The sequence below is a fragment of the Chitinophaga varians genome (assembly GCF_014529945.1).
GTDB lineage: Bacteria > Bacteroidota > Bacteroidia > Chitinophagales > Chitinophagaceae > Chitinophaga > Chitinophaga varians.
On the sequence record NZ_JACVFB010000002.1, the window covers coordinates 188,477 to 208,317 of the forward strand.

At 48.3% G+C, this 19,841-nt stretch carries 16 protein-coding genes; 6 read left to right on the forward strand and 10 right to left on the reverse strand.

Annotated elements, in window-relative coordinates:
* Positions 1 to 171: 171 nt before the first annotated feature.
* The 5 genes from sucD to ICL55_RS08490 all read right to left on the reverse strand — a co-directional run bounded on the left by sucD (position 172) and on the right by ICL55_RS08490 (position 6,348).
* Positions 172 to 1,059, reverse strand: coding sequence for a succinate--CoA ligase subunit alpha (gene sucD / locus ICL55_RS08470; protein WP_188096018.1), 888 nt, complete (start codon positions 1,057 to 1,059; stop codon positions 172 to 174).
* Between the two features lie 122 nt (positions 1,060 to 1,181).
* A complete protein-coding gene (locus ICL55_RS08475; protein ID WP_188096020.1) occupies positions 1,182 to 2,006 on the reverse strand; it encodes an ABC transporter ATP-binding protein in 825 nt (274 codons plus the stop codon).
* 2 nt (positions 2,007 to 2,008) lie between these two features.
* A complete protein-coding gene (locus ICL55_RS08480; RefSeq protein WP_169222908.1) occupies positions 2,009 to 2,752 on the reverse strand; it encodes an MlaE family ABC transporter permease in 744 nt (247 codons plus the stop codon).
* A gap of 62 nt (positions 2,753 to 2,814) precedes the next feature.
* Positions 2,815 to 3,846, reverse strand: coding sequence for a hypothetical protein (locus tag ICL55_RS08485; RefSeq protein ID WP_188096022.1), 1,032 nt, complete (start codon positions 3,844 to 3,846; stop codon positions 2,815 to 2,817).
* Between the two features lie 174 nt (positions 3,847 to 4,020).
* Positions 4,021 to 6,348 carry an NADP-dependent malic enzyme gene (locus tag ICL55_RS08490; RefSeq protein ID WP_188096024.1) on the reverse strand — a complete coding sequence of 776 codons (2,328 nt, stop codon included), beginning with the start codon at positions 6,346 to 6,348 and terminating at the stop codon, positions 4,021 to 4,023.
* A 147-nt stretch (positions 6,349 to 6,495) separates the two neighbouring features.
* On the opposite strand from ICL55_RS08490, the gene ICL55_RS08495 reads away from it, so the two are divergent.
* Positions 6,496 to 6,936, forward strand: a complete 441-nt coding sequence (locus ICL55_RS08495; protein WP_188096026.1) for a DUF4293 domain-containing protein — start codon at positions 6,496 to 6,498, stop codon at positions 6,934 to 6,936.
* A gap of 97 nt (positions 6,937 to 7,033) precedes the next feature.
* Here the strand turns inward: ICL55_RS08495 and uvrA are convergent, their stop codons facing one another.
* The gene (gene uvrA, locus ICL55_RS08500; RefSeq protein ID WP_246496203.1) at positions 7,034 to 9,850 is read right to left on the reverse strand and encodes an excinuclease ABC subunit UvrA; all 2,817 of its coding nucleotides are present in this window, start codon (positions 9,848 to 9,850) and stop codon (positions 7,034 to 7,036) included.
* A gap of 324 nt (positions 9,851 to 10,174) precedes the next feature.
* Here uvrA and ICL55_RS08505 point away from each other — a divergent pair, with 324 nt between their 5' ends.
* Complete coding sequence (locus ICL55_RS08505) at positions 10,175 to 10,747, forward strand: RNA polymerase sigma factor (protein WP_168871293.1); 573 nt, start codon at positions 10,175 to 10,177, stop codon at positions 10,745 to 10,747.
* An 85-nt stretch (positions 10,748 to 10,832) separates the two neighbouring features.
* On the opposite strand, the gene ICL55_RS08510 is transcribed toward ICL55_RS08505, so the two are convergent.
* Positions 10,833 to 12,035, reverse strand: coding sequence for a thiolase family protein (locus ICL55_RS08510; protein WP_188096028.1), 1,203 nt, complete (start codon positions 12,033 to 12,035; stop codon positions 10,833 to 10,835).
* 304 nt (positions 12,036 to 12,339) lie between these two features.
* Here ICL55_RS08510 and rlmN point away from each other — a divergent pair, with 304 nt between their 5' ends.
* From rlmN to ICL55_RS08525, 3 genes are read left to right on the forward strand one after another with little or no spacing between them, the layout of a single operon-like run.
* Positions 12,340 to 13,383 carry a dual-specificity RNA methyltransferase RlmN gene (rlmN, locus tag ICL55_RS08515; RefSeq protein WP_188096031.1) on the forward strand — a complete coding sequence of 348 codons (1,044 nt, stop codon included), beginning with the start codon at positions 12,340 to 12,342 and terminating at the stop codon, positions 13,381 to 13,383.
* A 59-nt stretch (positions 13,384 to 13,442) separates the two neighbouring features.
* Entirely contained in the window at positions 13,443 to 15,080 is a 1,638-nt protein-coding gene (locus ICL55_RS35220) for a pseudouridine synthase (RefSeq protein ID WP_246496204.1), read from the forward strand.
* Positions 15,081 to 15,083: 3 nt separating this feature from the next.
* On the forward strand, positions 15,084 to 15,803 hold the full coding sequence (locus ICL55_RS08525; protein ID WP_188096033.1) for an RluA family pseudouridine synthase: 720 nt from the start codon (positions 15,084 to 15,086) through the stop codon (positions 15,801 to 15,803).
* Between the two features lie 371 nt (positions 15,804 to 16,174).
* On the opposite strand, the gene ICL55_RS08530 is transcribed toward ICL55_RS08525, so the two are convergent.
* Positions 16,175 to 16,810, reverse strand: a complete 636-nt coding sequence (locus ICL55_RS08530; RefSeq protein WP_078670122.1) for a peroxiredoxin — start codon at positions 16,808 to 16,810, stop codon at positions 16,175 to 16,177.
* A 458-nt stretch (positions 16,811 to 17,268) separates the two neighbouring features.
* Positions 17,269 to 17,871, reverse strand: a complete 603-nt coding sequence (locus ICL55_RS08535; protein WP_188096035.1) for a hypothetical protein — start codon at positions 17,869 to 17,871, stop codon at positions 17,269 to 17,271.
* Between the two features lie 142 nt (positions 17,872 to 18,013).
* Between ICL55_RS08535 and ICL55_RS35545 the strand changes: the two genes are divergently transcribed.
* Complete coding sequence (locus ICL55_RS35545) at positions 18,014 to 19,018, forward strand: WCX domain-containing protein (RefSeq protein WP_188096037.1); 1,005 nt, start codon at positions 18,014 to 18,016, stop codon at positions 19,016 to 19,018.
* Between the two features lie 42 nt (positions 19,019 to 19,060).
* Here ICL55_RS35545 and ICL55_RS08545 read toward each other — a convergent pair whose 3' ends face one another.
* Positions 19,061 to 19,798, reverse strand: coding sequence for a hypothetical protein (locus ICL55_RS08545; protein WP_188096039.1), 738 nt, complete (start codon positions 19,796 to 19,798; stop codon positions 19,061 to 19,063).
* Between the last annotated feature and the right edge of the window lie 43 nt (positions 19,799 to 19,841).

Here is a 19,841-nt window from a genome sequence, read left to right on the forward strand (position 1 = left end):
AATAATGAGAGGCATAAACGCATATATATCGCTATTTACGGGTAAGTTAGACTTTTTGTACAGGATGCAGGTATTGCACGGGTTTCCATAACGGGGGGTCAAAAAAAAGGTGAAAAGTGATGGGAGACCCGCTTCACTTTTCACCTTTTCAAATATATCAGGGTAAGCTGATTAGGCCATTACTGGTTTTTTGCTCAGTACTTCAGCCATCGTTTTACCGATGTTAGCAGGGCTTTCCACTACGGTAACACCGCATTCAGCCATGATTTTCATTTTAGCGGCAGCAGTGTCTTCCGCACCACCGATGATAGCACCGGCGTGGCCCATACGGCGGCCCGGAGGCGCTGTCTGGCCGGCGATAAAGCCTACAACAGGTTTAGTGCCGTATTCTTTGATCCAGCGGGCAGCTTCAGCTTCCATGCTACCACCGATTTCACCGATCATGATGATACCGTCGGTTTCAGGATCGTTCATCAGCAGTTCCACCGCATCTTTAGTGGGGGTACCGATGATGGGGTCGCCACCAATACCAATAGCGGTAGAAACACCCAGACCGGCTTTAACTACCTGATCAGCAGCTTCGTAAGTCAGGGTACCGGATTTGGATACGATACCGATTCTGCCTTTTTTGAAGATGAAGCCGGGCATGATACCCACTTTAGCTTCTTCAGCGGTGATAACACCGGGGCAGTTAGGCCCGATGAGGCGGGTATTGGAACCTTGCAGGAAGTTTTTAGCCTTGATCATGTCCTGAACAGGGATACCTTCCGTAATACATACTACCAGGGCAATACCAGCTTCGGTAGCTTCCATGATTGCGTCTGCAGCAAATGCCGGAGGTACAAAAATGATGGACACATTGGCACCGGTAGCTTTTACCGCGTCAGCCACGGTATTGAACACCGGGCGCTCCAGGTGGGTTGTACCGCCTTTACCGGGCGTAACACCGCCTACAACCTGGGTACCGTATTCGATCATCTGTGTAGCATGGAAAGTACCTTCAGTACCGGTAAATCCCTGCACAATCACTTTGCTATCCTTATTAACTAAAACACTCATCGCGCTTGTTTTATTGGTTTATTATTTTATATGTTTCTTCTATCGGTGCGGCAAAAATAAGCCGATTTCCATAATTCTGCAATTTAGTGCCTTTAAGATAAAGCTACCAAATAGCAGGGAAATTACTTTTGGCTGTCGCGTTTCAGCTGTTCTACCAGCTGGTCCTTCCACTTATTGTCCTTGAACATGTCCAACTGGCGCATTTCTTTGGCTTCCCGGAGGAATTCGGAGGCAAAAATGAAGTCGTTGAGCTTCTGGTCCTTACTGAATACGATCTCTTTGTTACTGCCTTCCCACTGCTTTTGCCCCTGATACATATATACAATGTGGTCACCGCTTTCCATTACGGTGTTCATATCATGGGTATTGATCACGGTGGTAATATTATATTCAGTGGTCAGTTCCTTGATCAGCTGGTCTATCAGCAGGGAGGTTTGTGGATCAAGGCCGGAGTTAGGTTCGTCGCAGAACAGGTATTTGGGATTCAGTACGATGGCACGGGCAATCCCTACCCTTTTTTTCATGCCACCGCTGATTTCGGCGGGGAATTTTTTGGCGGCATCTTTCAGTTGCACTCTTTCCAGGCACTCTTCCACCCGCTTTTTCTTCTCTTTTAAAGTGTCTTTACTGAACATTTCCAGCGGGAACATCACATTTTGTTCTACTGTCATACTGTCAAACAGGGCTGATCCCTGGAACAGCATCCCGATTTGCTGGCGGACTTCCTTCTTGGCATGGTGGTCCATGGCGGTGAAGTCCTGATTATCATACAGGATAGTGCCGGTGTCTACTTCCATCAGGCCAACGATACACTTCATCATGACGGTTTTACCGCTACCGCTGGCGCCAATGATCAGGTTTACCTTACCAGACTCCATAACGGCCGAAACGCCTTTCAGTATCTCCTTATCTCCAAAGCCCTTGGTTATATCTTTCAGTTCAATCATGATTACAGTAATATAGCCGTTAACGCGTAGTCCATAAATAGTATCAGTACGCAGCTCACTACCACTGCGGTGGTACTGGCTTTACCGATCTCCAGGGCGCCGCCCTGTACGTTGTAGCCATAGTAAGCCGACACGCTGGCAATGATAAATCCGAACGTATAGGACTTGGCCATAGCGAAAAATACGTTGTAAGCCTTAAACTCCTGCCGCAGTCCCATCATGAACTGCTCACCGGAGAGCACGCCGGACAATACGCCGGCTTCTTTACCGCCCCAGATACCCAGGAAACCGGCAATGGCCACCAGGACCGGAATCATCAGCGTGGCCGCCAGGATCTTCGGCATGATCAGATAACCTTTGGTATTGATACCCATGATCTCCAGTGCGTCTATCTGTTCAGAAATACGCATATTGCCCAGTTCAGAGGCTATCTTGGAGCCAATCACCCCGGCCAGTACAATACTGGTAAGGGTTGGCGCAAATTCCAGAATGATGGTGTCCCGCACTACCTGTGCGATCGTGCTTCTTGGAATGATAGGGCTCACCAGCTGGTAAGCGGTTTGCAGGGTGGTAACCCCTCCCATGAACAGGGAGATAATAAATACTATCCCGAACGACCCTACGCCAATATCTACGCACTGCTGCATAAACTGCTTCCAGTATAACTTCATGTTTTCCGGACGGGAAAACATGCCTTTCAGCATCAGCAGAAAATTTCCAAAATGATAAAAGAATCTGAATTCCATAGCTGGTCAAAGATATGAAGGATTTTGCCAATCCGACCCGAATTTAAGATTTTATGGTACGGTTAACGCAAACTGCTTACCAGCAAGCGTTTCAAACTGCGCTCGATAATTTCACCCATGGTTTTACAGCGCGAAAAAACAGCATCGTGATAATACTCTGCCAGCTCATCTCCCAGCTGCTGCACCTTCTCCGGAAAAGACACCTTATCCGTCATGATCACATCACGCAGGTCTTTGATCCGGTGACGCTGCACTTTCAGACGACGCGCAATCAATGCCCGCTCTTCCTGCTGGTACTGCTTTACCACTTCCGCATTCAGGTGCTTCATGGCCAGTTCCACAAACACCCGGTTCTCTTTAAAAAACTGCGGCATATACAGGGTACGGCGCCCTTCGTAAAACTGCTGGTCGAAGTCGATGGCACGGATACGGAACTGCACATCATCAAAATCAGGGGTAATATCAATGATAAAATTATAAGACCGCATATCTCCCAGCAACCTCACAAAACAACGCTCGTTAAACTTCACAAACTCTTTGGCGATACGCTTGGGATTAAAATCCATCCTGTCGAGGTAATGCAGGATAAACTGATCTCCCGGCACACCGGCAATATGTTCTTCTACCAACGTATTACCATCTATCAGAAAGTTCATCCAGTAGGGCGACAGGATATGTTCCAGCTCCAGTCCATAGATACGGGAAGCATCAGCCACCTTGATGTAGAAATAATCATACACCTCGTTGTAGTTGTTGACGATTTTAATGCGGAATGGATGGGAATTACCAAAGGTGCAGTAATCAATGCGCTCTATATGCAGGTGTTCTTCCGCCGTCTGGTCGCCGCCCGCTTTCAGGATGGAATAAATCCGTTTCAACCCGGCATGAATAGCCCCCATGGTGCTCTGTGGATAAAACACCGTTTCCCACAGGGTGTCTTTGCCGTCCTTATCATAGACGGAGATGGAGTGCTCATAATAACGCAGTTCCTGATAAGTCAGTGGCAGCTTCACCTCCCGCTCATACAGTTTAAGGTAGTTACGGAAAGCCTCGTTGATCGGAAAAAATATCTTCTTTTTAGAGATTGTCTGCATAAGACAAATTTAATCAAACGGCGCACGCAAAGGCGCAAAGCAGCCAAGAGCGCAAAGATTTTTTTAAGATTAATAAGAAAGCAAAGGAGCGCAGATCAAATTTGATCCCGCTCCTTTGCTTTCCTTATTTTTCCTATTTCTTTGCGCTCTTGGCTGCTTTGCGCCTTTGCGTGACTATTTTTTCTTTTTCTTCTCTGCTTTCTCTTTCTCTTCTCTGCACTCCGCTACTTTGCGGCATTTTTCCTGAGCGTCCACCACAGCGATGTTCACCATGTTCACGATCTGCCTTACAGTGCTGCCCAATTGCAGGATATGTACTGGCTTTTTCATACCCAGCAGTACCGGACCGATAGCATCGAAGCCGGCCACTTCCTGCAGCAGGTTATATGCTACGTTACCGGCAGTGAGGTTCGGGAAGATCAGGGTGTTCACTTCCTCGTTCATCAATTCGGTAAATGGATAGTTGTCTTTCAGGATTTCTTTGTTGAAAGCCATGGCAGCCTGGATCTCACCGTCTACTACCAGCTGGGGATCACGCTGTTTTACGATTTCACGTGCTTTAGCTACCAGCTGGGCTTCCGGCGTTTGGCTGGAACCGAAGTTGGAGTAAGACAGCATCGCAATACGTGGTGTGATGTTGAAGTGTTTCACTTCTTTGGCCACCATCAGGGTGATGTCAGCCAGTTCTTCCGCAGTAGGGTTGAAGTTGACAGTGGTATCTGCCAGGAACAACGGGCCGCGCTTGGTATTGATGATGTACATACCAGCCACACGTTTTACGCCGTCTTCCATGCCGATTACCTGCAGTGCCGGACGAATGGTGTCCGGGTATTTACGGGTAAGACCGGAAATCAGCGCATCTGCTTCGCCGGTTTCCACCATCATGCAACCGAAGTAGTTACGTTCGCGCATGATTTTGCGGGCTTCGTAATGGTTAAAGCCTTTACGTTTGCGCTTTTCGAAGAACAGGTCTCCAAACTGGTGACGTTTTTCCTGCATCTCATCGCTTTTCGGATCGATGATCACCACATCATCTATTTCGATGGAGTTTTCATGCATCAGTTGACGGATGCGCGCTTCGTTACCCAGCAGGATCGGGAAGGCAATGCCTTCGTCATTCACTACCTGGGCCGCTTTCAGGATTTTCACGTTATCAGCTTCCGCAAATACGACTTTGCGTGGGTCGCGGCGTGCTTTGGTACCAATCACCCTGAACAGTTGGTTGTCCAGGCCCAGACGGTTGTTGAGTTCCTGTTTATAAGCTTCCCAGTCGGTGATAGGGCTGTGAGCCACACCACTTTCCATGGCAGCTTTCGCAACAGCCGGCGCCACGGTGCTTAACAGGCGTGGGTCCAGCGGTTTTGGGATGATGTATTTAGGTCCGAAAACGATGTTTCTTTCGTTGTAGGCCAGGTTTACGATATCCGGTACCGGAGACTTGGCCAGTTCGGCGAGTGCCCGTACAGCGGCCAGTTTCATGGCTTCGTTGATCTGTGTGGCCCTTACGTCCAGCGCACCACGGAAAATGTAAGGGAATCCGAGTACGTTGTTTACCTGATTGGGATAATCAGAGCGGCCGGTAGCCATAATGATATCCGGTCTGGAAGCGATAGCTGTGTCATAGGCGATTTCCGGATCAGGATTGGCCATGGCGAACACGATCGGGTTCTTTGCCATGCTTTTCACCATTTCCGGCGTTACCACGTTACCCACAGACAAACCGAGGAAAACGTCGGCACCTTTCATGGCTTCTGCCAGCGCAGTCACTTTGGAGGTAGTGGCAAACTGCATGTGTCTTTCAGTAAGGTCTGTACGGGATTTATTCAGTACGCCGTCCTTATCGAACAGGATGAAGTTTTCCGGTTTGGCGCCCAATGCCACATACAGCTTTACACAAGCCATGGCGGCGGCTCCTGCGCCATTCACCACGATCTTTACTTTGTCTACTTTTTTCTTCACCAGGTCCAGCGCATTGAGCAATGCCGCTGCGGAGATGATAGCCGTACCGTGCTGGTCGTCATGCATCACCGGTATTTTCAGCTCTTTACGGAGCCTGTCTTCGATTTCAAAGCACTCAGGGCTTTTGATATCTTCGAGGTTGATACCACCGAAAGTAGGTTCGAGGGCTTTTACTGCGGCCACGAAGCTATCGGGGTCTTTTGTATTCAGCTCAATATCAAATACATCGATATCGGCAAATATCTTGAACAGCACTGCCTTTCCTTCCATTACGGGTTTACCGGCTTCAGGTCCGATATCACCCAGGCCCAGTACGGCGGTACCATTACTGATAACCCCTACCAGATTGCCTTTGGCAGTATATTTATAAACATTTTCTACATCTTTGTGAATCTCCTTGCAAGGTTCAGCAACGCCTGGAGAGTAGGCCAGGGAGAGGTCCCATTGTGTTTTTGTATCTTTCGTAGGTATTACTTCGATCTTGCCCGGCCTTCCCTTTGCATGATAGTCCAACGCATCCTGCTTATTCAGTTTTCTTGCCATATAAGTATAAAAAGATTGTTATTGGGCGTGCAATATACGAAGTATTACACTATACGGACTATCAAAATCCGCAGTCCGCTATCAGATAATGCGCTTTTCAACCACTAAATTTGCTTACTTTTACGCCGTTAAACATTCACAAATATCATGATACAACGCATTCAGAGCCTTTATCTGCTGTTGGCTGCCGGAGCCGGAGCCGCCACGCTGTCATTTGATCTGTGGAAAGCCAAGCTGAGCAACGGAACAGCCACCGCTGTCAATGCCTCCAGCAACTACCTGTTATTCGTGCTGTACGTGATCATCATCCTGCTGGTAGTAGTTTGCATCTTCCTGTTTAAAAAACGCAAGCTGCAGTTCCGCCTGACGATTTTCAACATCCTGTTTGTATTTGCAGCACTGGGCTACCAGTATTATGTGGTACAACAAACGGCTAATAAGCTGGCTGCCGGTGGTGTTACCATCACGTCCGCATCGTACCAGTTGGCGTCCTTTCTGCCGATATTGCTGATCGTACTGCTGTTTATGGCTGCCAGAGGCATTTATAAAGACGAAAAACTGATCAAATCCCTGGACAGGCTCAGATAATCACGAAGAGCACCGGACAGGACAAATATCTGGACAATAGGTCCACCATGAAAGAGGGCTGATCATCACTGATCAGCCCTCGTTTTATAGATATCTTTTACAGGAACTTCCCCGTATAACTTTCTTTCACTTTCTTCAATCCTTCCGGCACGCCTGTATACAACAAATTACCGCCGCCGGCGCCGCCTTCCGGCCCCAGATCGATCGCCCAGTCAGCACTGCGGATCACGTCCAGATTGTGCTCAATCACCAGTACGGTATGTCCCTGGTCGATCAGCGCATTGAAAGAGTTCAGCAGCTTTTTGATATCATGGAAATGCAAGCCGGTAGTGGGTTCGTCGAAGATAAACAGGATTTTGCCCTGTGCTTTGCCCTTGCCGAGGAAAGACGCCAGTTTCACACGCTGTGCCTCGCCACCACTCAGGGTGTCGCTGCTTTGTCCCAGTTTAACATATCCCAGGCCCACATCACTCAATGGCCTGATCTTATTGCAAACATCCTTTTCATCTTTAAAGAACTCCAACGCTTCATCTACTCCCAGTTCCAGCACTTCATAAATGTTCTTGCCTTTGTAGGTCACCTCCAGCACTTCGTCTTTAAACCTTTTACCACCGCAGCTTTCGCAGGTCAGATGTACGTCTGCCAGGAACTGCATTTCCACAATCACTTCCCCTTCTCCTTTGCAGGCGTCGCAACGGCCGCCATCTACGTTGAAAGAGAAATGTTTGGGCTGGAAACCACGCATTTTACTGAGTGGTTGTTTGGCATAGAGGTCACGGATTTCGTCGTATGCCTTGATATAGGTAACCGGGTTTGAACGGGAAGATTTTCCGATCGGGTTCTGGTCTACCATTTCTATCTGGGTGATATCATCCACCGCACCTTTGAGCGCTTTGTGATAACCCACTTTTTCAGCGAATTCACCTTTCAGCTTCATCAATGCCGGATAAAGGATTTGCTTTACCAGCGTGGTTTTACCGGAGCCGCTTACGCCTGTCACCACGGTGAAAACTTCCAATGGAAAATCAACCGTGATATCTTTCAGGTTATGTTGACGGCAACCTTCGAGGGTAATGGCTTTTTTCCATTTACGCAGTTTCTGCGGCGGGTCTATCCGATAGTTGCCGCTGAGATACTTGCCGGTAAGACTTTTACCATCTTCCAGTATTTCCGGGTAGGTACCAGCGAAGATCACTTCACCACCAAGATGACTAGCCAGTGGCCCCATGTCGATGATATAATCTGCCTCCTCCATCATTTGTTCATCGTGTTCCACGATCACCACGGTATTACCAAGGTCGCGCAGTTCTTTCAGCACATTGATCAGGCGGTGGGTATCGCGGGCATGCAGACCAATACTCGGTTCATCGAGGATGTACATGGAGTTGGTCAGGTTGCTGCCCAGTGTACGGGTAAGCTGTATACGCTGACTTTCGCCGCCACTGAGGGTATTGGCCACCCTGTTGAGTGTCAGGTATCCTAATCCTACGTCCAGCAGCGTTTTCAACCGGTGATTAATTTCAAACAGGATCCGTTTGGCGACCTGCTGATCGTATTCGTTCAGTTCCAGTTTATCGAACCAGTTTTTCAGGTCCGATACCGGCATGTCCACCAGGCGCGCTATGTTGCTGTCGCCCACGCGGATGTAGAGGGCTTCCTTCCGTAAACGGCCGCCGCCACACTCGTGACAGACGGTACGTCCGCGATAGCGTGCCTGCAACACGCGGTATTGTACTTTGTAGAGGTTCTGCTCTACCATTTTGAAGAATTCGTTCAGGCCGTAGAAGTGTTCGTTGCCCGTCCACAGCAGCTGTACCTGTTCATCGGTGAGGTCTGCGATGGGTTTATGTACGGGGAATCCGAATTTACGGGCCACTTTGATCAGCGCTTCCTTGTATTCGCCCATTTTCTCCCCTCTCCAGGGAGCGATGGCGCCTTCAAAAACGCTCAGGCGTTTGTCTGGAATCACGAGGTCAGCATCTATACCAAGCACCTGTCCAAAGCCTTCACAGGTGGGGCAGGCGCCGTAAGGGTTGTTGAAGGAGAAAAGGTTGGGCACCGGTTCTTCAAACTGGATACCGTCCAGTTCAAAGCGGTTAGCGAAGTGGGTGATGCTTTTACCATCCACTTCCACATGGCAGTCGCCTTCGCTTTCATAGAATGCTGTCTGCACGCTGTCGGCTATACGGTGTTTATCATCTTCCTCAAAATCTTTGACAACCAGACGGTCGATGAGCACCCAGGCATCTGCGGGCACAGCCGGTTTCTTTTGTTCCATCAGTTCTTCGATGCGCAACAGACCGTTGCCACCGGTGGAGGGAGCATATAAACGGGAGAAGCCTTTCTGCATCAGGATGTTGAGTTCCTCTTTGGCATCTCTTTTAGCATGCCGGCGGAAAGGCACCAGCAGTAAGACTTTGCTGCCGTGTTCGAGGTTAGCGATAAAGTCCACCACATCGCTCACCTCATGTTTTTTCACGAGCTGACCGGACACAGGAGAATATGTTTTGCCGACACGGCCAAACAACAGCCGCAGGTAGTCATAAATCTCCGTCATAGAGCCGACGGTGGAACGTGGCGTGCGGGTGATCACCTTCTGTTCGATGGCGATAGCCGGGCAGATACCTTTGATGTAGTCTACGTCCGGTTTGTTCATACGCATCAGGAACTGACGGGCGTAGGAACTGAGACTTTCCGCGTAGCGGCGTTGTCCTTCCGCATACAGGGTGTCCATGGTCAGGGACGATTTTCCCGAACCGGAAACGCCGGTCACCACCACCATTTTATTGCGGGGGATGGAGACGCTCACATTCTTGAGATTGTGGACCCTGGCGCCTTTTATGAAGATATTGTCCTGCGGGTTAACCTGCTGAGGATCAATGATGGTTTCTTTTTTCTTAGTTTTCATTGCCATGACAGAACAAATTTACGGGAAAAGATGTTAGTTGAATAGTAAATGATCAGGCAATTCATTCACAGAAAATTAACCTGAAGGAAGTACCCCAAAATGGCTAAAAGCTAATCTCAAAGGGCGGAAAAGCTATTTTTATTATTTGTTTTATTGAAGTATTCTTTTATATTTGCAAAGAACCTTTTCTATACCTTGGAATAGTAACAAAATCTTTAACGCTTAAAACTGCTCATTATCGCCTAAACTTTACTCAATTAAACAACCAACAGGCTGTAAAATCCGTATTTATTTACTAACCCGTTCTAGTTGTAGAAGTTTATGCAAATAATGTACAAATTGTGCGACGAGCAGTTGATTACCCTTTTCAAGAAAGGCCATACTTCAGCATTGGAGGAATTGGTTCACCGTCATAAGGACAAGGTGTTCACTTCCATTTTGTTGCTTGTTAAGGATTCCTTTCTGGCGGAAGATATTTTCCAGGATACTTTCATCAAAATCATCGACACGATCAGGGCTGAACGCTATACAGAGAAGGGGAAATTTTTACCCTGGGCGATGCGTATTGCACACAACCTCTGTGTGGACCACTTTAGAAAGATCAAGCGCACCCCGATGATCAAAACCGGCGACGATAAAGATATCTTCGATGTACTGGGCTTCAGCGACAGCTGTGTGGAAGACAAGATCATCACCCGCCAAAGCCACGACCGCGTCCGGATCATGCTGGACATGCTCCCGGAGGAGCAGCGGGAAGTAATCATCCTACGACATTATGCAGAACTGAGTTTCAAAGAAATTGCCGATCTCACGCAAGTGAGTATCAATACCGCCTTGGGTCGTATGAGATATGGCCTGATCAATCTCCGGAAGATGATGACGGAGAAGCAAATTTGTCTATGAACGACCCTTTTTTTTGCTTGCCAGCAGCGGGCGGCCGGATGTAATGTCCGACCGCTCGTTATTTTTAGGCAGGTCTGTTCCCGCCTTAGCCTCCGCACTTTTCAAAGATCATAGCAGCCCCCTGCCCTACGCCCACACACATGGTAGCGAGGCCATAACGCGCTTCCGGCCGCCGTTTCATCTCATGCAGCAAAGTGGTGGTAATGCGGACACCGCTACATCCCAGCGGATGGCCTATCGCGATAGCGCCGCCATTCACATTGACGATGTCGGGGTCGACGCCCAGATCACGGATACAGGCCAGCACCTGTACGGCAAAAGCTTCATTAAATTCTGCCAGCTGCAGCTGATCTATCGTAAGGCCTGCCCGCTGTAAAGCTTTTTGCGTCGCCGGGATAGGCCCTATACCCATAATGGATGGATCTACCCCGGCCACGGCCATGGAACGTACCATTGCCAGCGGCTTTAAATTAAAACGTTGCAAGGCTTTCTCTGAAACAATCATTACCGCGGCCGCACCATCGTTGATGCCGGAAGAATTACCCGCTGTCACCGAGCCCTCTTTTGCAAATGCCGGACGCAGGCCCGCCAATTTCTCCAGCGTCGTCTCCCGGGGATGTTCATCGCGGGAAACCAGCACCTGTTCTTTGCCGACAGCAGCAGCGATGGGCACCAGCTCATCTTTCCAGCGACCGGCTTTTTCCGCTTCCGCATACCGCTGCTGGCTGCGTAAAGCAAAACGGTCCTGTTCTTCCCGTCCTATCTGCCACTGGCGTGCTACGTTTTCTGCGGTCTCTCCCATGGAATAGGGATGATGCATGGCTGCCAGCTGTGGATTGGTAAAGCGCCAGCCGATGGTGGTATCAAATACTTCCGCTTTGCGGCTGAAGGGGCCGTCGGCTTTGCTCATCACAAAAGGCGCGCGGGTCATGCTTTCCACGCCTCCTGCCAGATATATCTCTCCGTCGCCGCACATGATAGCGCGGGATGCGTCCATAATAGCCTGCAGGCCGGAAGAGCAAAGGCGATTGACCGTATTGCCGCCTACCGTTACCGGTAAACCGGCCAACAGTGCTGCCATCCGGGCCACGTCGCGGTTGTCTTCACCTGCCTGGTTGGCGGCGCCGGCAATCACATCCTCGATGGCGGCAGGGTCTATGGAAGGGTTCCTTTCTATCAGGGCTTTCAGTACATGGGCCAGCATATCGTCCGGGCGGACAGTGCTCAATGCGCCACCGTAGCGACCTATGGGCGTACGTACTGCATCTACAATGTAAGCGACTTGCATGTTGATTTTGTTGATTTTGTTGTTTATCTGCAATATAAAACTCTTTTTCTCGCCGCTGCTTTTTCTGTTCTATACCATAGATGGCAGGCTTTCTTGCCTGTTTTTTTGCCTACCGAAGGCATTATGCTATTAAATTTGCATATTTATAACTCTGATTATCAATTAATAAATTAATAATCTATTTCTTTCACATTGATTATCAACCTAAAAGATGACAAGCGTGGGTCTAACTGCTATTTTACCTATCTTTGCAGATGCTTTCCGACTGCCGTAAGGCAGCCATTTGCTCATATAATGGTCAATAATGAAGTCTGACAAGAAAAATATCCGGCACTTAAGTCTGCCAGCCTTACAAGAATATTTTGGGTCTATTGATGAAAAGGCCTTCCGTGCGAAACAGGTGTATGAATGGCTCTGGTTGCGCCATGCTACCAGCTTTGAAGCGATGACAAACCTGTCTAAAGAGCTGCGTCATAAACTGGAAGAGAACTTTGTGCTGCCTGCCGTAAAGGTAGATGCTACGCAGCATAGCAACGACGGTACCATCAAAAGCCGTTTCCGTTTACACGACAACCATCTGGTTGAAGGCGTTCTCATTCCTACTGACACGCGTCAAACAGCCTGTGTATCCTCACAGGTAGGTTGCAGCCTCAGCTGTAAATTTTGTGCTACAGGTTACATGGACCGCAAGCGTAACCTGGATTTCGACGAAATATACGATGAAGTGGCGCTGATCAATCAGCAGGCCCTCGAGCACAACGGAAAAAAACTGACCAATATCGTATTCATGGGTATGGGAGAGCCGCTGCTCAACTATAAAAACGTACTGCAATCCATCGAGCGGATCACTGCTCCTGATGGCCTGGGTATGTCCCCTAAGCGTGTCACCGTATCCACGGCCGGCGTCGCTAAAATGATCCGCCAGCTGGGAGATGACCAGGTACGTTTTAACCTCGCCTTGTCTTTACACGCCGCCAACGATAAAAAACGCAGCGAAATCATGCCTATCAACGATTCCAACAACCTGAAGGAATTGATTGGGGCACTGAATCATTTCTATAAAGCCACCGGCAACGAAATTTCATTTGAATACATCCTTTTCAGGGACTTCAATGATTCCAAACAAGACGCTGACGAACTGATAAAAATCTATCGTCAGGTACCGGCCGATCTGGTGAACATTATCGAATACAACCCGATTGACAATGCCCGCTTCCAGAAACCTGACGCTGAAACAGCAGAAGACTTTATGGAGTATCTCGCTAAAAACCGTGTGAATGCAAGGTTGCGCCGGAGCCGTGGTAAAGACATCGACGCCGCCTGCGGACAACTGGCCAATAAAGGTTAATCAGCACAATAAAAACATCTATGGGCCATGTACGCATGGCCATCAATTAATAATAATTTATGAAGAAGAAACAACCTGCTAAGAAGGGCCCGGCTCCTTTTAAAGGAAGAAAAACGGACAATACAGACAAACCGGCAGCAGGCAACCGCAACCGCTCCTCCTTTGATGGTGAAAGGCCTGGAAGAGCATCTGCAAAAGATAACGCAGGAGAAGCACCTGTTCAACGTAAACGTACCTACGGCAATGACAGCAATGCTGGCTTCCGTAAACGTACTTCCGACGGCGAACAGCCCATCCGCAAACGCACCTTTGGTGAGAAAGACTTCTCCAAAGATGACAAAACCACTCCCCGCAAACGCACCTTTGGCGATAAAGATTTTTCCAAAGACGACAGAGCTCCCCGTAAGCGTACCTTTGGAGACAAAGACTTCTCCAAAGACGACAGAGCTCCCCGTAAGCGTACCTTTGGAGATAAAGACTTCTCCAAAGACGACAAAGCTCCCCGTAAGCGTACTTTTGGAGACAAAGACTTCTCTAAAGACGATAAAGCTCCCCGCAAGCGCACCTTTGGAGACAAAGACTTCTCCAAAGATGATAACGCCACACCCCGCAAGCGTACCTTCGGTGACGGCAAACAGCCCATGCGCAAAGGATTCTCCGGAGATGATCGTAACAGTGACGAAAAACCGGCTTTCCGCAAACGTACCTATAACGATAAAAAACCTTTCGGTAAAAAAGCCGACAATTATACCCGCAAAGATGAAAGCTCCTTCCACGGAGATTTCAACGAATCACAAGGCGGTTCCAAAAAAGAAACACCCAGCGGCTTTAACCGCAAAAAATTCTTTGACCGTACCAACGACCGGTTTGCCGATAAACAGGAAAGACGCATGGCTGTCAAAGGCGGCAACGCTGGCCACCAGAGCGTTTCCGGCAAAAAGGAAGCCCGGGAAAGCAAAGAAAGCACTTTCGCTCCGGGCGAAATGCCGCTGAACAAATACATCGCTCACTGCGGTCTGTGCTCACGCCGCAAAGCAGTGGACTTCATCAAAGAAGGAAAAGTAACCGTCAACGGTACCGTCGTAACAGAACCTGCTACTAAAGTCACCGGCGCCGACACGGTAACGCTGGCTGATAAAAAAATCAACCTGACCAAAAACCTGCTGTATATCCTGCTCAACAAGCCCAAAGGCTTCATCACTACCACCGATGATCCGGAAGGCCGTAAAACCGTGATGGACCTGATCAAGGATGCCACCGGCGAAGAAAGGGTATATCCGGTGGGTCGCCTCGACCGCAATACCTCCGGATTGTTATTGCTCACCAATGATGGTGAACTGGCGCAGACACTGGCACATCCTAAACACAACATCAAAAAAATATATCAGGTAGAACTCGACAAACCGCTGACCAAAAATGATTTTGAACAGATCGTTGCCGGTCTTACCCTGGAAGATGGCGTAGCCTATGTAGATGCATTGGGCTATGTAGATCCCAAGGACAAAAAGCAGATTGGTATTGAGATCCATAGCGGCAAAAATCGTATCGTACGCCGTATTTTTGAGCACCTCTCCTATAATGTGGAAAAGCTGGACCGCGTGATGTATGCCGGCCTCACCAAAAAAACGCTCAACCGTGGCCAATGGCGTTATCTGAATGAAAAAGAAGTGATCCTGCTGAAACATTTTAAAAAATAACTGGTGCGATTAGAAGAGCATATTTTACTGGAAACACCTGATTTTGTTGTTGTCAACAAGCCATCCGGCATGCTGACGCTGCCAGACCGGCACGACAATGAACTAACGTCCCTGATAGCCATTATGAAAAAGGCGTACGGGGAAATATTCACCGTTCACCGCCTGGACCGCGACACCAGTGGCATTATCCTGTTTGCCCGCAATGAAGCAGCGCATAAGTATTTCTCCCAGCTGTTTGAAAGCCGCGATGTGGAGAAATATTACCTCGGCCTTGTACACGGCGTACCAATGCCGGAAAAAGGTTCCATCAACGAAGGTATTATGGAGCATCCGGTACAGAAAGGCAAGATGGTGACCAATCGCAAGGGCAAGGCTTCCCTCACTGATTACGAAGTGCTGGAATCCTTTGGTCTTTACAGTCTGGTGAGATGGCGAATCCATACCGGCCGCACCCACCAGATCAGGGTACACATGAAACATCTCGGTCATCCTATTGCAGTAGATGAGTTGTATGGCAGTCCTCAGCCTGTATTATTATCTTCCATCAAGAAAAAATTCAAGCTGGGTAAACATACCGAAGAAGAAAGGCCGCTGCTGTCCAGACTGGCGCTGCATGCTGCCATGCTGGTTTTCAAAGACCCTTCCGGTAAGACGTATACCATAGAGGCGCCGCTGCCAAAGGATATCCACGCAGTGGTGAACCAACTCAGAAAACACCGATAGTATTTTGGTATTTTGATATTTAGTTATTGAGGAGGTGCTGGTAACAGGAGATGTTGTTACTAACGAAAAGACACAAATCGTTTTGGTTTAATACTGGCCCGTTGGCATTACGCCGGCGGGCTTTTTTATTTTGAGGCACGCTATTGTGGATTTTTCATTTCTCCAGCGCAGGTCTTCCAGGCAAACGCGTTGCAAGTTGCGTCAGGCAAGCAGCTAAACAAATAACAAAATATCTAAATGCGAAAATTTTTAAATAAAAAAACGGGGAAAAATCCCCGCTTCGTAAAAATCAAAAACCAACCATTAAAAACTCTTATAGTGAAAAGCCGGTACCTGGTGGTGTGATAGTTCGGCTTCCTTGTGTTCGTTTTTTATTTGTTAGGCTGTGGTGTTGTTCTCAGATAAGGCTTGATGATTTTATGGCCTTTCGGAAAACGTTCCGGTATTTCTGCGGTGGGCACTGCCGCCGTAACAATAACATCTTCTCCGTCTTTCCAGTCTGCCGGTGTAGCTACGCTATATTTGGCAGTAAGCTGCAGGGAGTCGATTACGCGTAAAACTTCGTTGAAGTTCCTGCCGGTAGAAGCCGGATAGGTAATTGTCAGTTTTACTTTTTTATCCGGACCAATGATGAACAGTGATCTTACGGTAAATGTCTCTGAAGCGTTCGGGTGGATCATACCGTAGAGGTTGGCCACTGTTTTGTCTTCATCTGCAATAATAGGAAAAGTTACGTCACATTGTTGCGTTTCGTTAATATCTCCTATCCAGCTCATATGTTTATCCAGCGGATCTACGCTGAGTGCCAGCACTTTAACGTTCCTTTTGGCAAATTCGCCATTCAGGAGCGCGGTTTTACCGAGCTCAGTAGTACAAACGGGGGTAAAATCAGCAGGATGAGAGAACAGAACGCCCCAGCTATCGCCGAGATATTCGTAAAAGTCTATTTCTCCTATTGTGGTCTTGGCTTTGAAATTGGGAGCGGTATCGCCCAGTCTTAAACTCATAGTTTCACAATTTACTTGACCAAAAATAGCATTTTCCTACAAAAATTATAGACTTTAAAGGAACTTTTTCTCTTTTTAATCGCTTTTTTTTAAGAACTGGATAAAGTGGGTCTGTTTACAGGGATTTTTTAATACGATTCTGCAGTGACTATCGCCGACCGGGTACCCTCCTGGTATAAAAAAACCAGGAAGGCAGAGAATAGGGACCGGCAGGGTAGTTTTTGGGCAGGCTGCAGGTGCAGCCTGCCACTTCAGGGGAACAACGGATGAATCAGGGTTAAACTCAACAACGATGGCTAGGTCATAAATAGGGTTTTGAGGCTAACAAACGGGGGCAAACAAACAGGATTCAATCAACGGGATTTGTAAAAATGGAACTAACAAACAAGGAACCTCAAGGGTTAAAGGGACAATGGACAAGGGTTACAAACATCCGGATGAAACAATGGGGTCTTCAATCAGGATGGATTTGAAAGATGTAGCTGCCAGGCATAATAGGCGGTGCTGAAACTAAGATCGTCTGTCAGGCCGGCTTTTATCCGGGCGGCTTCCTCTTCCAGGTCTATTTCAATAAATCCAAGGTACAGGTCATACTTGCTGCGTAGCGTTTCCAGGCATTCCTCCATTTTCTCCGTCAACGCAGCACGCGCTGGTGGTATAGGAGGCGTAACCGGCATCGCCACTACTTTCTGAATAAAATAACAGGCATCGTCTGCACAGATCTCCCACTCATGGTGTTCCGGCCTGTTCATATAGAAAATCATGTTATCAAAAACGACTGCGCCACCCATTTCTTCTTCCAGGTCAATCAGTTCAGGCACATGGTGCATCGCTTCCAACTTCTTCACAATGGTCATTTGTACCGCATCATTTTTTTCCTGGCTGTACCTTAACATTGTATTCATTACTTCATAAGTAGTTACAAGATCACAAGGATACCACACGCCGTCCTGCTGCACATGGCCCCATAATGTCAGATAGTTGGAATCGTCCATAATGATCTGGCCCACTGAAATGGCCTGCATTTGCATAGTTGCTGTTGTTGTATGTGCTTTACTCATAACTATCAGCTTTTGATAACAATACAAAGCTACCAGCTCCGCACGCAAGGGATTTGCGTAGTGACAACAACGTGTGAAATTTTTTTTGTCATCTCCCCCTAACGCCCGGAAATGCTTATTTTTAAGCCTAAATTTTACGCTTGTGCCAAAAAACAAGGACGCAGTTTCGCGCTATCGCTGGATAGACGAGCGTTTGCGCAATAAAAGGCTGCCAAAACCCACCCTGGAAAACCTGATTGAATATGTATCAGACAAAATGGATGCGGCTATCTCTACCCGCACCATTCAGAAAGATATTCAGGACATGCGCCAGGACCCGGAGCTCAATTATATGGCGCCTATCGTTTATGACCGCAGCAGCCGCACCTATCGTTATGCGGACGACTCCTTTTCCATCAGCAATATCCCTATTGAGGAAGCTGATTTACAGGGGCTGGAAATCGCTATCGGCATACTCGAACAATTCCGCAGCCTGCCCGTTGTGCAACAGTTTGAAGACGCTATCCTCAAAATAGCCGCGAGCCTCAAAATGAACCGGGAAGCCCTGCAACACAAAGGGCTGATCAAATTCACCCGCACCACACAATACAAGGGGGCGCAGTTTATCCCCGATATTGTGGACGCCATCAAAAACCTGGAAGTGATCCGCATCGCGTACCAGAGCTTTGACCGCAACGAGCCCAAAGAACACTGGGTGGAACCTTACCACCTGCGGGAATACCAGCACCGCTTTTACCTGATTGGCAAAAGTCAGCAAACCAGAGGCGGCGCAGTCATCACCTTCGCCCTCGACAGGGTGGTGAACCTGTGGCCTACCATGAAACATTTTGATGAAAAGAATTTTGATGACGCCAGCTACTTCCAGCATGCAATCGGTATTACCGTACATGATGGAGAGCCGGAAAAAGTAGTGCTGTCCTTCTCCCCCAGACAGGGGAACTATATTAAATCGCAGCCCATCCACTCTTCCCAGCAGGTGCTGACAGACAACAGTAAGGAATGCCGTATAGCCCTGCAGGTGGTCATCAATCCGGAACTGACCATGTTGTTGCTGAGTTACGGCGCGCAGGTGAAAGTGCTGGAGCCGGCACACCTGGCGGATAAACTGGCCACTGAAGCCAAAGAAATGATCAAACTGTACAAATAGCGCAGTGCCGGGGCACAACGCCCCGGCCTTCCACATCGCCCGTTATTTCGTCGCCGGTTTTTCAAACAGGGAATCTGCCATCGGCTGATTCATTTCCACCCTGCTGACACGGATCTTTATATTGTTGTCTGCCGTGGATTGTTCCACCTGCGCAGGATAAGCATATCCATCTACCGTTTTCCGGTAATCAGACAAACGCGTTACCAACTGCGCCTTACGGCCATTGATATTGATCTCATTAGTAGCTTTCACCAGGTAAAACGTATTAGCATCCAGATACGCAAAACCGCTGATACCTTCGGCAGTGGTCACTTTCAACTTATACACCGGTCCTCCGTTCAGCGTGTCTTTACCGGCCAGCTCCACCTGCTTTCCTTTGCCTGCTATATCAAACAATTCCCCGGTAACATCCAGCTGCGGCTGCATCAGCTTACGGACTACCGGATCTATCTCCTCCACATTCATATTGGTAGTAACGGGCATAAACTGCCAGGCAACATCTTTACGCACCACCTGTATGTTTTTGGTGTTCTGGATATCGAATTCCATCCGCATGGCCTCGTCCTGTTTTACCCATTTCCTGATCGGCACTTTCAGGCCCTGCTGTGCATCAAGGGTCATCTCTCCTTCGGTATATTGTGTTTTGATAGACTTCAGCTTGTCGGTCCCGCCCAGGGCCGCGGTGTACTTATCCAATATTTCTGTCAGCGATTGTGCCTGCAGGCTGATGCTGCCTATCATCGCCACTACTGCCAGCGAAAAAATCTTTGCATATCTCATAAGCGCTCGTTGATTTTTTTGAATGGACAAAGGTACCAAAAAA

Bases quoted from the DNA above. Each gene is read 5' to 3' on its own strand.
- sucD (WP_188096018.1), bottom strand. From the start codon at position 1,059: ATGAGTGTTTTAGTTAATAAGGATAGCAAAGTGATTGTGCAGGGATTT.
- ICL55_RS08545 (WP_188096039.1), bottom strand. From the start codon at position 19,798: ATGAGATATGCAAAGATTTTTTCGCTGGCAGTAGTGGCGATGATAGGC.
- ICL55_RS08510 (WP_188096028.1), bottom strand. From the start codon at position 12,035: ATGCAAGTCGCTTACATTGTAGATGCAGTACGTACGCCCATAGGTCGC.
- ICL55_RS08495 (WP_188096026.1), top strand. From the start codon at position 6,496: ATGATACAACGCATTCAGAGCCTTTATCTGCTGTTGGCTGCCGGAGCC.
- ICL55_RS08480 (WP_169222908.1), bottom strand. From the start codon at position 2,752: ATGGAATTCAGATTCTTTTATCATTTTGGAAATTTTCTGCTGATGCTG.
- ICL55_RS08475 (WP_188096020.1), bottom strand. From the start codon at position 2,006: ATGATTGAACTGAAAGATATAACCAAGGGCTTTGGAGATAAGGAGATA.
- uvrA (WP_246496203.1), bottom strand. From the start codon at position 9,850: ATGGCAATGAAAACTAAGAAAAAAGAAACCATCATTGATCCTCAGCAG.
- ICL55_RS08505 (WP_168871293.1), top strand. From the start codon at position 10,175: ATGTACAAATTGTGCGACGAGCAGTTGATTACCCTTTTCAAGAAAGGC.
- ICL55_RS08530 (WP_078670122.1), bottom strand. From the start codon at position 16,810: ATGAGTTTAAGACTGGGCGATACCGCTCCCAATTTCAAAGCCAAGACC.
- ICL55_RS35220 (WP_246496204.1), top strand. From the start codon at position 13,443: ATGAAGAAGAAACAACCTGCTAAGAAGGGCCCGGCTCCTTTTAAAGGA.
- ICL55_RS08490 (WP_188096024.1), bottom strand. From the start codon at position 6,348: ATGGCAAGAAAACTGAATAAGCAGGATGCGTTGGACTATCATGCAAAG.
- ICL55_RS08535 (WP_188096035.1), bottom strand. From the start codon at position 17,871: ATGAGTAAAGCACATACAACAACAGCAACTATGCAAATGCAGGCCATT.
- ICL55_RS08485 (WP_188096022.1), bottom strand. From the start codon at position 3,846: ATGCAGACAATCTCTAAAAAGAAGATATTTTTTCCGATCAACGAGGCT.
- rlmN (WP_188096031.1), top strand. From the start codon at position 12,340: ATGAAGTCTGACAAGAAAAATATCCGGCACTTAAGTCTGCCAGCCTTA.